Annotated in this window: 11 protein-coding genes and 2 pseudogenes; 3 read left to right on the forward strand and 10 right to left on the reverse strand. The window is 60.2% G+C overall.

Features of this window, described 5'->3' with window-relative positions; translation table 11 throughout:
* Window positions 1-131: 131 nt before the first annotated feature.
* Entirely contained in the window at window positions 132-1670 is a 1539-nt protein-coding gene (gene zwf, locus AC1D2R_RS19375; protein ID WP_477969480.1) for a glucose-6-phosphate dehydrogenase, read from the reverse strand.
* Between the two features lie 807 nt (window positions 1671-2477).
* Here zwf and AC1D2R_RS19380 point away from each other — a divergent pair.
* Window positions 2478-3614, forward strand: coding sequence for an MFS transporter (locus AC1D2R_RS19380; RefSeq protein ID WP_477969482.1), 1137 nt, complete (start codon window positions 2478-2480; stop codon window positions 3612-3614).
* Here the strand turns inward: AC1D2R_RS19380 and AC1D2R_RS19385 are convergent.
* The 4 genes from AC1D2R_RS19385 to AC1D2R_RS19400 all read right to left on the reverse strand — a co-directional run bounded on the left by AC1D2R_RS19385 (window position 3604) and on the right by AC1D2R_RS19400 (window position 6237).
* Window positions 3604-4617, reverse strand: coding sequence for a LacI family DNA-binding transcriptional regulator (locus AC1D2R_RS19385; protein ID WP_477969484.1), 1014 nt, complete (start codon window positions 4615-4617; stop codon window positions 3604-3606). The two genes, AC1D2R_RS19380 and AC1D2R_RS19385, sit on opposite strands and share 11 nt — an antisense overlap.
* A gap of 264 nt (window positions 4618-4881) precedes the next feature.
* Complete coding sequence (locus tag AC1D2R_RS19390) at window positions 4882-5247, reverse strand: hypothetical protein (protein ID WP_477969486.1); 366 nt, start codon at window positions 5245-5247, stop codon at window positions 4882-4884.
* Between the two features lie 113 nt (window positions 5248-5360).
* On the reverse strand, window positions 5361-5951 hold the full coding sequence (locus AC1D2R_RS19395) for a type II toxin-antitoxin system VapC family toxin (protein WP_477969488.1): 591 nt from the start codon (window positions 5949-5951) through the stop codon (window positions 5361-5363).
* Window positions 5941-6237, reverse strand: coding sequence for a hypothetical protein (locus AC1D2R_RS19400; RefSeq protein WP_477969490.1), 297 nt, complete (start codon window positions 6235-6237; stop codon window positions 5941-5943). Before AC1D2R_RS19400 ends, AC1D2R_RS19395 begins: the two co-directional genes overlap by 11 nt.
* A gap of 262 nt (window positions 6238-6499) precedes the next feature.
* Here AC1D2R_RS19400 and AC1D2R_RS19405 point away from each other — a divergent pair.
* Window positions 6500-6601, forward strand: a pseudogene (locus AC1D2R_RS19405) (HU family DNA-binding protein); the annotation flags it as partial.
* A gap of 182 nt (window positions 6602-6783) precedes the next feature.
* Here AC1D2R_RS19405 and AC1D2R_RS19410 read toward each other — a convergent pair.
* The gene (locus AC1D2R_RS19410) at window positions 6784-8010 is read right to left on the reverse strand and encodes an MFS transporter (protein ID WP_477969491.1); all 1227 of its coding nucleotides are present in this window, start codon (window positions 8008-8010) and stop codon (window positions 6784-6786) included.
* A 282-nt stretch (window positions 8011-8292) separates the two neighbouring features.
* Window positions 8293-9291: an alpha/beta hydrolase family protein gene (locus tag AC1D2R_RS19415; RefSeq protein WP_477969492.1), complete on the reverse strand. Its 999-nt coding sequence runs from the start codon at window positions 9289-9291 to the stop codon at window positions 8293-8295.
* Between the two features lie 128 nt (window positions 9292-9419).
* On the opposite strand from AC1D2R_RS19415, the gene AC1D2R_RS19420 reads away from it, so the two are divergent.
* Window positions 9420-10490, forward strand: a complete 1071-nt coding sequence (locus AC1D2R_RS19420) for a helix-turn-helix domain-containing protein (protein WP_477969493.1) — start codon at window positions 9420-9422, stop codon at window positions 10488-10490.
* A 283-nt stretch (window positions 10491-10773) separates the two neighbouring features.
* Here the strand turns inward: AC1D2R_RS19420 and AC1D2R_RS19425 are convergent, their stop codons facing one another.
* The 3 genes and pseudogenes from AC1D2R_RS19425 to AC1D2R_RS19435 form a co-directional block, all read right to left on the reverse strand.
* Window positions 10774-11433, reverse strand: coding sequence for a methyltransferase family protein (locus AC1D2R_RS19425; RefSeq protein WP_477969495.1), 660 nt, complete (start codon window positions 11431-11433; stop codon window positions 10774-10776).
* Between the two features lie 731 nt (window positions 11434-12164).
* Window positions 12165-12363 (reverse strand): annotated as a pseudogene (locus tag AC1D2R_RS19430) (hypothetical protein); the annotation flags it as partial.
* A gap of 296 nt (window positions 12364-12659) precedes the next feature.
* Window positions 12660-12989: a DUF982 domain-containing protein gene (locus AC1D2R_RS19435; protein WP_477969496.1), complete on the reverse strand. Its 330-nt coding sequence runs from the start codon at window positions 12987-12989 to the stop codon at window positions 12660-12662.
* Between the last annotated feature and the right edge of the window lie 153 nt (window positions 12990-13142).

A 13142-nucleotide genomic window follows, 5' to 3' on the forward strand; every position in this document is an offset into this window, starting at 1 on the left:
CCGGCTTGGACGACCTGAAGCGCAGATGGGTTGTGGTCGATGAATACAATTACGATGTCGCCGAGCCGTCACGGGCTTGTTGAATGGGACAATCGTAACGAGGCTAGGATACTTCTGGTGGAGGCTGCCGATTACTCCTTGGTCGAATCTCGCCAGGCCCGCTCGAACGGGAGGCGCCAGGCATGCGGGGCGATGAGCTGGTGGATCGATTTCGGCCCCCAGCCGCCCTGATCATATAGGCGCACCGGTGGTGGGTTTTCCAGAAGAGGTTGCGAGACCTCCCACAGACGCTCGATGCCCTCAGCGGTGGTGAATAGCGTGTGATCGCCACGCATGGCGTCGAGGATCAAGCGTTCGTAGGCCTCGAGCACTTCGCCGATCAGTCCGGTTTCGCTCATGGCGAACTGTAACGACAGCTTGTCGAGCCTAAAGCCAGGGCCAGGTCGCTTGCCGTAGAAGGACAGCGAGACTTTTGAGGCATCAGCAAGGTCGAAAGTGAGGTGGTCCGGCCCTTGCGCCCCAACGCCCGAACCGGCCGGGAACATCGATTTGGGTGGCTCTCGGAAGGCGATCGAGATGATGCGCTGGCCCTCGGCAAGGCGTTTTCCCGTGCGCAGGAAGAAGGGGACGCCCGCCCAGCGCCAGTTGTCGATGGCGCATTTTAAGGCGATGAAGGTATCGGTGTCGCTCTCCGGATCGACACCCGGCTCCTTGCGATAGCCAATGTATTGGCCGCGCACCACGTCGCGTGGCTCGATCGACAGCATGGAGCGGAACACTTTGTTCTTTTCTTCCGAGATCGGCGCCGGCTCCAGCGCCGTGGGCGGCTCCATCGCCATGAAGGCGAGGATCTGAAAGAGATGAGTTACCACCATGTCGCGATAGGCGCCTGTCGTCTCGTAGAAGGCAGCGCGAGTGGCAAGCCCCAGCGTTTCCGGAACGTCAATCTGCACGTGGTCGATGAAGTTGCGGTTCCAGATTGGCTCGAAAAGGCCGTTTGCGAAGCGGAATGCCAGGATATTCTGAGCCGGTTCCTTGCCGAGGAAATGGTCGATACGAAAAATCTGTTTTTCGTCGAAAACCTCGTGCAGCTTCTTGTTCAGTTCCATCGCGCTGGCAAGATCGATGCCGAACGGCTTTTCCATGATGATGCGGCAATGCTCAACGAGCTTTGCTTCTGCAAGGAGCCGCACAGCCGGAAGCGCCGCACTCGGCGGCACAGAGAGATAATGCACGCGCCGCGTCTCTGGCCCAAGCGCCTCCTCTGCCCTGTTCACCGCCTCCTTTAGGACGCCGGCGCCGGCAGAAAGCGAAACATAGTCAAGCGATGCGGAAAAATCTTCCCATTCCGCCTCCGTGAACTTACGGGTCAGGAACTGGTTCAGCGACTCGCGTGCGATGGCGCGGAAACCATCGGCATCGGTCTCATCGAGCGAGACGCCAACGATGCGGCACCCCGGGATGAAGCCCGCCTTGATGAGATGGAACAGCCCCGGCAGCAGCTTGCGCCGGGAGAGATCGCCCGTTGCGCCGAAGAGGACGACGACCTGCGGATAGCCGGGCCCGACCCGAGTGGGATTCTTTCGCACAGTGCCGTTCCCTTTTCTGCTGTTGCGCCCAGAGCTGCACCTGTGTGGCAAGCTGTCCTCATGCCTGAGGCCCCGCGGCATGTGTTCCCGATATAATGCTAATAGAGGCATGAATTACCCAGTCGATCAAGGATTTAGGGTCTCTGTTTGCGGGGAGGCCGAGCGGCCGCAGGGAGGGCGGATGGAAAGGCGACCCACAGCCTCGGTCCCGCGCCAACACGAACGGCCGGTCGCTCTTGAATAGATCCCAAGCCGGTGGGTTAGTAAGCTTGCCAGCATGGTTAAGAGTTCCGCGAACGAGGTCGCCTGCATCTTTCGCTGGTTTCCCAGCGACTGTTGGCTATGGTAGCGGGATGAACGCGTGACCAAGCGAGTTTTCAGCGAAAAATCTCGGAGTTCCGCGATGTGCGAATTGCGCCAATAGTTCCGAAGCGGGTGCTGAGAATATCCGCCCTTACCTCATCAGCCTATTTATCTACAGCAAGCCGCCGCGAATCCCAAATTGCCGCATCGACTGGATGACGATCGGACAGGCGTACGGGATCGAAGACGATTTGACGGCAGAGCTCCGCCTCGGCCTGGACGCAATCATTCGATGGCTCGGCGCTACGCCCTCCGCTGAAGGCGAACGTCCGATAAAGCCAGCTGCTCGGACAGGCAAGGCAACGCATATCAAGCCAGCCACCGCCGCAACGACCAGCCAAAAAAACCATCAAATCATGTACAGTAACCGTTTACTGTCTGTCCGTCCTCTGCTTTAAGAATTCGAAAGGGGCGCCACGCGCTCGCCCGTGCACGAGAGGACACCAGGTGGATACTTCAGTTCAGGCTCGGCCTGCCTCAGCCATCAGCGACGTGCTGGCGTCCCCGCTCTTCCGAGGCGCCACCGTGGCGTTATTCCTCTCGGGCCTGGGCACGTCTGCGGCCGCACCGCAGATCGTGCTTTTCCTGGTCAGGGAGCTGGGCACCCCGCTGCCTGTGGCTGGCCTCTACTACCTCACGAGCATCGCAGCCCCCGTCGGAGGGTACATGGTGGGCAGGTACTCCGACCGCACGGGCATTCGGCTGGGGCTGTTCAGGATCTGCGCGCTGTTGGGCTTCGTCGGCTGGGCTGCCATCGCGATGTCGCACGCGCTGTGGATGCCGTTCGTGATCAGCACCGCCGTCCTCTCCCTAGCCGGCGCGGCGACGTCGCAGGTGTTCACCGCCGTCCACGACGAGCTGAGCTGCCAGCCGGGGAAAGCCAACGAGAGCGTCGTCGGCATAATCCGCATGGCAATGACCGCGGGCTGGATCGTCGGCCCGGTGCTCGGCGCCTGGCTCGCAGCCCAGTACGGGCTTCGCGCCATGATCTGGGTGACGGCGACCTGCTGGCTGCTTCAGATTATCCCCCTCGGTACGCTGAGCGTCCCGCCCGCCCCCAAGCCGGCGACCCAGGACGCGACCGGGCAGCAGTCGCCGGGGCGCGCGATGGTGCCCCTGCTCGCGTTCACCGGCCTGTTCGTCCTGGTCTACGCCGGTGAGCCGATCAAATACGGCTTCCTCCTCCTCTACATGGAGGAGACCCTCAAGCTCGAGCCGGCCGTGCGCGGGGCCGTCATCGGCATCCAGCCCTTCATTGAGCTGATGATCATGCCGTTCAGCGTGGTCATTGCGCGCAAGGTGGGCACACTCCGGCTGATGTGGCTCGCCGCGGGGCTCGGCGTCTGCGCCAATCTCTGCTTCGCCTTCTGGGCTTCCGCCGCGGGCATGTTCGCGGGTCAAATCCTGATGGGCGGGGTCTGGGGAGTGTTCATGGTCCTGGGCATCATCGTCGCCCAACGCCTGCTGCCGGGAGCCGTGGCGACGGCGTCGGCGATCTTCATGAGCTCCACGGCGCTGAGCTCCGCGCTCGGCGGCGTCGCCGGCGGCCTCGGCGTCGCTGCCTTCGGCCTGCCGCACGTCTTCGTCCTTCCCGCGGTCCTCGCGGGGGTCGCCGCCGTCGGCCTCATGGCTATGGCCAGGGCAGGGATAATCAGGGATTAGGCACCGACGAGCCCCGCGCGACCAGCGTCGCGCGCAGCTCCAAGCGCATCGGAACCTGCTGGCCGCCGATCGCTGCGGCCAACATCTCCAGTCCACGGCGGCCCATCTCGCCGGCCGGCATGTGCATCGAGGTGAGGGCCGGGCGCAGGTACTGGCTGGTGAGGTAGTTGTCGAACCCAACAACAGCCACCGCGTCGGGGACCCGCCGTCCCGCGTCAGTGAGCGCGGCCATGGCGCCCAACGCGTGCCGGTCGGTCGACGCGATGACGGCCGTTGCGGCCAGGCCGCCTTTTAGTGCTTCGCCCACGCGCGAGAACGCGTCGGCCTCGCTGTAGATCCCGTCGAGCACGTCCAACTTGTAGTTCTCCCCGGTTTCCCGGAGGAACGCGGCGACGCCGACCTGGCGATCATGGAAATCGTGCCACCCGCTGTCCGGGGCCAAGTACGCGAACGCGCGGTGCCCAAGGCTCCAGAGGTGTTCGGCCACTTCGTGGCCGGCCGCCACGTTGTCCGTCACGACGATCGGGAAGCCGGGGTTCGGCTGCTGGCCGATGAGGACGATCGGGACCGGCATCTCGGCCGGCGTTCGACCCGGCAGGTGGTCGTCGGCCCCCGCGCAGATCAGAAGCCCGTCGACCCTCCGCTCGAGGAACTCGGTGACCAAGTGCTCACGCTTCGCCTCGTCGCCTCGGCTGAGGCCCAGCAGGATGGTCAGACCCTGACGGGTCGCAGCCTCGTCTATGCCTTCGATCATGGCTGCGTAGTACGCGTGGAGTGCCGGGACGATCACGCCGACGCTCTCGGACCTCGATCGCGACAAGCCGCGCGCCATGGCGTTGCGCACGAACCCCAGAGTACGCGCGGCCTCAATCACCCTCTCCCGTGTCGCCTCGGCGACCGGATAGTCGGCCTTGGAGATGACGCGGGAAGCGGTGGCCACGGAGACGCCCGCCAATTTCGCGACGTCTCGTATGCCGGGAACGGAGTTGGTTTTGCGTGCCATCGCCAAGTAATAGCGACGCCGGCCCGATGACGCCATGCCGGCTTCGTTGAACGCGTGCTAGCGCACCACTTTATGCCGTGGGGTCCGACCGCAAGGGGCGCAACGGACCCAGCCGGTGACCACCTCGTACCACGTCCTGGGATATAAAGGGCTGATAGAGGTCCGCCTCCCCCAGCGTCGATAGGCTGAGTCCCGATTGCATACGGAAGCCTCTCGAGGAGCCATACGATGCTGAGCTGGGCGGGCCTCTCAAAACCTTCGTTTTCAGGCGCAGTCGATATGATCGCTGATGCGCCGGAGGTCCGGCAGCCTCGCCACCCCTGACGGGAAGCGGTCCGTTACGCCTGGGGCGATGATCGCCAAAAATGGAATCTGCAGCTCGGCAGCGGCGCGATACTCGGCAAGTGAATCGCCGACCGCCAGGACGCGGGCGGCTTGTAACCTCCCTTCATCGAGGATTCGCCGAAATGCGTCGATCTTCGCTTTCGGTGCCCCGGAGACCGACCGGAAAAAATCTTGAATCTCGCGATGCCTCAGGGCCGTTAATACGTCTTTCTCCGGAGGCTGGATGGTGTATGGCTTTGAATGATACAGCCATTTTCCGATACATTCTTTGTGATCACGATTCACAAATGGCCGGGCAACGTTCTCCCGCCAGGACCCATGTCGTCGTGCGCAACTCGTTCATCGACGACGAGCCAGTTGAACTGAGTGAGACGTTGGCGAGGGTGAGAGCTCGGCGTTCATGATGATCGCGCCTCAAGTGGGGCTCGATAGAGGATGACCCGACCGGTCGGTATGATCTGTGAAAGGAAATCGAAGTCGCGAACATTGCCAGACAGTACGCTCGCACCCAGCTGCCGTGCCTGCAAGAAAACCATGGCGTCATTGACGAAGCGGCGCTCATGTCCCTCCCCCTTTGGCAGGTTGCTCAAGCGAAAGAGTAGACCCGCCAACACCCCGGCCTGTCCCCAGATGGCTGCATCTGGGGCGTGAAGTTGGTGTTCCGGAATGTCTTTGACCGTCGCCGCGATGGTTTCGAGGACCGCTTTTGTAGAGGCGTGCCTGGGGTCCAGTCGGCCGAAGGTGTGTGTCAGCTCAGACAGGCAGACCGCCGAATGATGGCATAGGCGATACGTAATCAACCTATCGACCTCAACCGGTGAGCGCCCTTGAAGCACATCCAGATAGACGCTGGTATCCAGGAACAGAGGCCCTCCGATCGCCGGTTCGTCGGCAACCCAAGGAAGATCTTCGTCGGGCCTGCGCTCGAGCGTCCCGACATGCTTCTGGGGCTTTAGTGATCGGAGGGTTTCAGAGAGATCAAATCCCAAGATCGATATCCGTCGGGATGCGGCCCTTGCGGCCCACCAGACGCGCGCCAAAGTCGTCTTCGAGAGCCAGCCGTGAAAGCGCCAATTCCAGCAGCTCAGTGTCGGAAGTGACATGGGCACGCTTCTTGGCTGCCTCGATCAACTCCGAAGGCACTCGGCCCGACAAGCGGGTATTCTTCGCCGTACCAAGGAGACCGACGGCCTTCGCTTGCTCCAGTATGAGCCTATTGCGAGTCAACGCGACCTTCGCTTCGCTTTCCGCAGCAGTTCGTGGTTGGGTGCCCATAAAATTCTCCGTGTTGAACAGAATATCGATTACGTTGAACGGGAAGACAAGGTTCAATAGTCTAATCGTTGATCGGCATCTATTCTAGACGCGCTCTTTGCCCGACTGGCGTAGGGACGCCCTTCATCTTCCGCGAACCACTCGGCCAGGCCCGAGAGGTGAAGGTCGCCTTGTCGGGTGAAACGCATGCGCAAGCTGGGTGGCAAAGTGACAGGCGACGGGGGTCGAGATATGGATTCCCAGACAACAGGAGTTTCAACCGATGACAACGACCAACGAAATCGCCGACAAGATCGCCACCGACCACGGCCTGACGAAGGCCCAGGGCAAGGCGATCGTCGAAGCGATGTTTGCAGCCATCACACGCCTTCCAAATCCTGCGTGACCAGCGCGCTTACGAGCCGCGCGGCATCAACCCGACGGAAGGTGCGTCGACGATATCCCGTTTGCCCTGATGATTTGATAGCGAGCACGGCAACGCCGGGCTGCTCTCTTGCAGGAGAATGGGAGACCAGGAGCCGAACGCCACTCTGTAGCTACGCCAGTTTACGCTGTCTCAGGCAATAACTGCAGTTTCGGCACAGGGGACGCGGCGATGATCAGGAGTTGGATAAGAAAGCAGCCTGTCGCCGCGGTCAGGCAGGCCGGCACGCCAGAATGCGCCGCGACAACCGCGCCGATTGCCGCGCCGAATGGTCGGGCGCCGAAGGTCGCCGTCATGATGAAGGCTGACACGCGGCCCAACATGGCATTGGGTGTTACCGCCTGCCGCAGCGTAATGGTCGAGATTGTCCAGAGGGTCGGCCCTGCGCCAAACAGCAAGAAACTCAAACTGACCACCCAGACTGAGGGAAGCCATAGCGTCATCAGCATGATCACCGCCGCGCTGAAGCCCCCGATCGGCCCAAGAACGATCATGGTCCCGAAGGAGACCCTGCGTGAAAGAGCAGGCGCAATCACGGCCCCGATGATCATGCCGCCGCCGTAGATTCCGAGCGTGACGCCAACCTCGAAGGCACTCATGCCGAGGTTTTGCACGGCATAGGCGACGTAGACAGACTGCAGCACGAACCAGCCGGTATTGAAGAAGATAGCAGTCGCAAGGATCGGGCGCAGAAGATCATGCCGCAGGATGAAGCTGGCACCCTCCCGCAGATCGTGCATCAGGTCGCGCTTTTGCCGGCAAACGCTCTCCTCCTTGGGAAGGCCAGCGAGAAACAGGACTGCCAGAAGTGAGAGTACGGTGGCGAGCACATAGGCAGCCGGAGCACCAGTCCAGCCAACAAGCGCACCGCCGAGCGCCGGACCGGCGGTATAGGCAGCACTCCGAGCCAGTTCCAGCCAGCGATTGGCGTCCGCGAGTTGCGCTCTGGGAACGAGCGAGGGAACAAGGGCAGGTGCCGCGACACTGTAGCAGACCGTGCCGATCACGCCGACGAAGCCCAGCATCGCCAATAGCGGCAGATTCAGCGCGCCGACAATCAGCAGCACCACGATCACTGCAAGCGAAAAAGCGCGCAGCAGTTCCGATCCCACCATAAGCGTCCGGCGTGATGCATGATCTACGACGAGCCCGGCCGGAATTGACAGGAGCAGGAAGGGCAAGGTTTGGGCGGTCTGAAGCCACCCGGTTTCGGACGGCCCCGCAGAAAGAACGAGAACAGCCGCAAGAGGGGCAGCCGCTAACGCGATCTGTTCGGAGAATTGAGCCAGGAGGTTGGACCAGCCGATGCGCCGAAACGCATCGGGAAAAGAAGAAACGGAGCTGTTCATGCAAACCCTCATTGATACGTTGTGCACGTAGGCTCAATCCTTTTCGCGACCGGAAACCACCCGTTTCCGGTTTTTGAATTCGATTTTCAGCAACGCCGCTACGAATCTTCATCTAGCCGGAACGGCCGCATTCTTACGACTAAGTGCCAAACCTCAAGTGGAAAGCCGTGACTCACACGGCAGCCTGATCCGATCTACTGCCTCACAATCCTCGCCCTCCGCCAACAACGTCACGGCAGCCGCAAGCGCAATCGAACCGCGCTTTCTGGAGCCAGTCTGATCTCATAGGTGCTGTTTGAAGAACGCCACGACGGCGGCATTCAGCCTGGCATGAAACGCGACTCGATCAAAGCCGGGCTCGTCTGCGCAGATTTCGTGGAGCGCCGCCAACTGGCTAGGCGTGCATGGCGCCAAGAATGAATAATGGCGGGCTCCTGGCTCAATATGCGTCACGGGCTTGACCGGTAATCCGTCCTTGACGATTGCGAAATCCGGGTCCAATGGCACAATTTCATCCAGCGTTGCCGCCCAGAGTTCGACCGGTTGGTGCACACCTCGCAAACCATCGGATTGAAACAGGGCCGGGATAGCCGGCGCTGCGACGAAGGCAGCCTTGAGACGTTTATCATGGATGACATCGAGGGGGCCTGTTCCGAATTTCCGGACGAGGTCGACCGGCAAACCAAATTCGCGGCAAGCCCACTTTTGCGGAAGCGCTTCGCATTGCTCGCTCAAACCGGACAAATCGGGTTCGCCCCCAAGGCCTACGAGCGCCGTGTAACCACCAATCGAAAATCCGAAGATGCCGATGCGATCGCCGTCGATCGCCCCACGTTGCGACCACCTTTGCAACATGTAGTCGATGGCGAGCGAGATGTGGCGGGGGCGTTCAGTCAACTGCATCCGTGTCGCGTAATAGCGCATGTCGGCGTAGTTGTCGCCCGAATGGGTCAAGGCGACGACGACGAAACCGGCTTCGGCGAGCGCGAAGGCGGTATCATGGTGTCCGAGAGCGCTACCGCCAGTGCCGTGCGAAATGACGACCAACGGCAGCCCTTCTCCGCCAACGGTACCATTGAGAGCTACGATCTGCTGATAGCCGGCCAAAGGCTGCAGTTTCGTTGCCTCATCAGACGGGTACCAGATCAGCGCTCGGAGCGGACGGTCGACTGGATCGGATATCTTGACCTCCTGGAAGCCGACGCCAGCGGCTGTGGCTGTCGAAACGAACAGGATGAACTGGGCGAGAAACGCGGAAACTGTCTGGTAGAAAGAACGCATGGATATTGCCCCGATTGAATGACAGGGGCTGTTTGGCCATCCCGATCAGCAGAGGCGACCCAGATCGCGATGTAGGTCGCGCTCTATCGCGATCTGGTCAATACTTGTGGCGAATCAGGACCGCTCACATGCTATTTGTCCCACTTCCGTTTGTGGCAGCGCTGTTGCTCATGATCCTTTGCGCGCAGATGCGTCTTCGCGAGCCGCGTGCCGGTCTGCAAATCCGGCTCTTGGTCTTGATGCTTGCCGTGCTTGCGACGGTGATCGGCGTGCGCTGGGGCTACGCCGTGGAAAGTGTCCTTCCTATCCAGTCCCTGCTCGCCTCCGTTGTCGGCCCACTGTCATGGCTCTGTTTTCGTACGTTCGTCGCAGAGCGGGGCGAAACCCCGCTCGCCCATTTCTGGCCCCATTCTCTCCCGACGCTGCTGATCGCCGTCCAGTTGGTCGCAGTTCCACAATGGATCGATCTGACGCTCATCGCGGTCTTCGCATTTTATGCCGTAGCCCTGGGACGCCTTGCCTGGGCCGGTCCGAATGCTCTGGTGCTTGCACGTTTCGACGACGCCCCGATGGTCCACCTATCGCTGAAGACGATGGCCGCCACATTGTTTCTCGCAACCATCGCCGACACTCTGATCTCGATGGACCTGCGCCTCTTCGGCGGCTCATTCGCCGCAACGATTGTCACGACCGCGACCGTTCCCTTGGTGTTGCTTCTCGGGGTCGCGGCAGCGATTATGCCGCAAAATCCCTCGGTGAACGAACCGGTAGCCGTGCAGCCTATGCCGGCTTCCGGCGATGATGCCGATATCGTTGCCAAACTGGCGGAACTGATGCGGGCCAAGGAGCTGTATCGCGATCACGACCTCAATCTCAGCCGGTTGGCGCGTAGAATTGGCATTCCGGGACGCCGTCTCTCCCGAGCCGTAAACGCCGTTCAACACAAAAACGTCTCACAGTATGTAAATGATTTCAGGATCGCATCGGCCTGCCGCCTGCTCGATAGCGCGGATGTGCCGATCACCTCCATCGTCTATGATGTCGGCTTTCTTACCAAATCCAACTTTAATAGAGAGTTCAGGCGCGTCACGGGCATGAATCCAACCGGGTGGCGTTCGCGTCGAACTGAAATCCCCGATGGGAGATCCGTCGGGGGTCCGCCGAAACTGTGGTATTGGGATAGGCCTTTGGGGGATTGAGCTCACCTACGCTTGAAGGCGTCGGCGTCGGACGACGATCGGGAAAGGTGAGAATGTGGATCGTGCGGTGGATTAATTTGGGATTCCGCTAAGAAGAGTTCGGTGTTTACATTAGATCTTTGGTCCCGGCATTTAATGGGTCGGATCGAGTGTGAATCTTTCGGGCTCTTTTGTCCAACATTTCCAGATGAATTCATAGGGCGTGAGACCTTTGAGGGTCTGCAAACAGGACGACGTAGACCGCGACAACCTTCGAAGCACGCTTCCTACGAAGGTTTGGCTCTCACCAAATACCCGGGAGAAGCCGCCACCTGACCCGCGCGGCGTAATCCGAATAGCCCGCAAGCTCCGCACGAAGAATTCGGTCCTCCGTGATGGTGCGGTAGAGCAGAAACGGCAGGCTAAAGAGCACAACGAGCGCAGCCGCAAGCCACGATCCGAGCGCGGGTCCGCTTGCCGCCATGATCAGAAATCCAGCGGTGTAGCCAGGGTGGCGGACGACGGCATAAGGCCCCGTGCTGACGACGTGCTGGCCGCGGTCGGCCTGGATGCGAATGACTGAGGAGAAAAACCGGTTCACACGCATAGCCCACAGTGCAAGGGCGTAGGCGACCGCAACCGTGAACAGGCAAATGACCTGAAGCCAATCGGGCACGTTGTCGCTCCAATGGAAACGGCCACGGTCAAGCCCGGCAACGATCCAGTGCATGAACAGAACGAGCGAGAAGACCCTCAGCGCGAGCGGCGGCTCCTTGCCACCCGGCCGCATGCGTTCGCGCAGGAGGTCCGGATCGAGCGCCGCGAACGAAACGATCATGACGACAGCGATGATCGCGAGATAGGCCCAAAAGCCCGGGACAGCCATCGTGCCGGCCGCTGCGAACAATGCGGCAGCCGCAGCGACCACAAACAAACCTGCCTTGAAGTAAGCCGAGACGGGCATCCGCTACCTTACTACCTCAAAGGAGAAGCGAAGTACGGTGTCCAGTTTACCCCGATGTCTGGCTTGGGCCAACAGGGGACGGTGGCATGCTTGGTGTATTCAGTTAAATCTTAGCTGAACTCCCAGCCAGACGGGGCAAGCCGGAACAATTGATGATCGATGCTACCCATTTGAAAGCACATCGGACTTGGCACTGAAGCTGTGACAAATCTCAGTATGGTGCCGTTGCCGTCGCTACCACGCGGTACGCGCAGTACCCAGCGCAAACGTATGGAAAGACGATACATGGGCGACGTGGGTTTTTGCCGACACGACACAGTTCCCTGGACAGCTAAGTTTATGCTGTGCCAAATGTTTCAGCAGTTCCTCGACATTGCGATTTTCAGTAAGCGGAAATGTAAAAGTCATCTACCTTGCTCCAGATAGCAAATTCGCCAGCCATTTAAGGTCGGAATTATTCCGCACCGCAACATGAATTTTTAAGTGAAATGATTAAAATCGATTAGTGTTTTGGTACAAATATTTAAAATCGATTTAAAAATCCCAGACCTGAGAAGCGAGTAACTTAGCCGCACCACGGTCGCGGCGTCGGAGGGCATCTGGTTCCACCGCGCACGAACGGCACAGCCCCTCGCCAATCATGATGCTGCTGGCATCCTGCCCGCGTGCACAAAGAACTGCACAGGAGGCCATAATTGCATCTGTCAGTTCCTTCGCGCCCCGGCGCGCACGTAGCAATCGCTTGCCGCATTATAGCGCGTCGGATGTGTGAGCCGGCCGTTGAGCTCCACCTCGGCGGCCGTTTTCGCAGAATTCGAAGGATGAACCGTGATCGGGATCGCCCCAGGCACAGCCTGGGCAGTCGAAGCCATCCAGCTGGTTTGCCATGAGGATGGTGCGGGCGCCATCGAAAAATGCGGCAAGTGGGGCGGTTCGGCTTCGACGTGCCACACGTGGAGCCGCGATGATGGTGTTGGGAACACTACCTGCACCAACAGATGCCGCGCAGATAACGTGGCGCGCACCAGCCGACCAAATCACACGTCCTGCGACTTATTCTCGGGCGATCACTCTCGAATCAGCTAGACGGCCGCATGCAGAGTCAACCTTGCCCAGAGTTAGTAGATTCCCAGCAGCTTCAAGGCGACCGCTACAAACACTCCAAGCAGCACAACTTTCGTCATGTCGGGCGTAAGATGGAAATAGCCCATGCGAATATGCTCCTGTCAATGCGCCGTTGGTGAATGTCCGCGCTTGGTCTTCCCTGGCCGGCGCTCCGGTCGCTCCTGCATGTACTCTTCCCTGACCATGAGCATTCCAGCCGCTCTCGATGCGAGGACAAAGGCCGTCCTCGCCTGATCAGGATCTCGAACGCCCTCCATGGCCTCAAGACACATCTGCTGCGCGACAATCCATTCCTTGCCGCGGTCATCCTCGGGCCAGCGATAGAGCAGGCTGCGGGCCAGGTCATCAAGGGTGACGTGGCGACGCATGGTGATCCCTTTGCGTCGCTCCACGGCGACGATGAGTTCTCGGATACTCTGGTTTATTGACATCGCAATCCTCCAAAGACGAATCAGATGAACATGCATATTTCGTCAGTCAAGAGGCGTTGTTAAGAATTTGCTAATTTTCTGGATCTTACCTCTAGCGAACAGCGGATTGCGTCGCGCGGACTCTCCAACAGCACCGCAATGCACCCCGGTGCT

This window comes from Rhizobium sp. P1_C7, from assembly GCF_056406295.1.

Excerpts from the sequence above, each read along its gene's own strand:
- zwf (WP_477969480.1), bottom strand. The coding sequence starts at position 1,670 with ATGCCGCGGGGCCTCAGGCATGAGGACAGCTTGCCACACAGGTGCAGC.
- AC1D2R_RS19385 (WP_477969484.1), bottom strand. The coding sequence starts at position 4,617 with ATGGCACGCAAAACCAACTCCGTTCCCGGCATACGAGACGTCGCGAAA.
- AC1D2R_RS19400 (WP_477969490.1), bottom strand. The coding sequence starts at position 6,237 with ATGGGCACCCAACCACGAACTGCTGCGGAAAGCGAAGCGAAGGTCGCG.
- AC1D2R_RS19410 (WP_477969491.1), bottom strand. The coding sequence starts at position 8,010 with ATGAACAGCTCCGTTTCTTCTTTTCCCGATGCGTTTCGGCGCATCGGC.
- AC1D2R_RS19415 (WP_477969492.1), bottom strand. The coding sequence starts at position 9,291 with ATGCGTTCTTTCTACCAGACAGTTTCCGCGTTTCTCGCCCAGTTCATC.
- AC1D2R_RS19420 (WP_477969493.1), top strand. The coding sequence starts at position 9,420 with ATGCTATTTGTCCCACTTCCGTTTGTGGCAGCGCTGTTGCTCATGATC.
- AC1D2R_RS19425 (WP_477969495.1), bottom strand. The coding sequence starts at position 11,433 with ATGCCCGTCTCGGCTTACTTCAAGGCAGGTTTGTTTGTGGTCGCTGCG.
- AC1D2R_RS19435 (WP_477969496.1), bottom strand. The coding sequence starts at position 12,989 with ATGTCAATAAACCAGAGTATCCGAGAACTCATCGTCGCCGTGGAGCGA.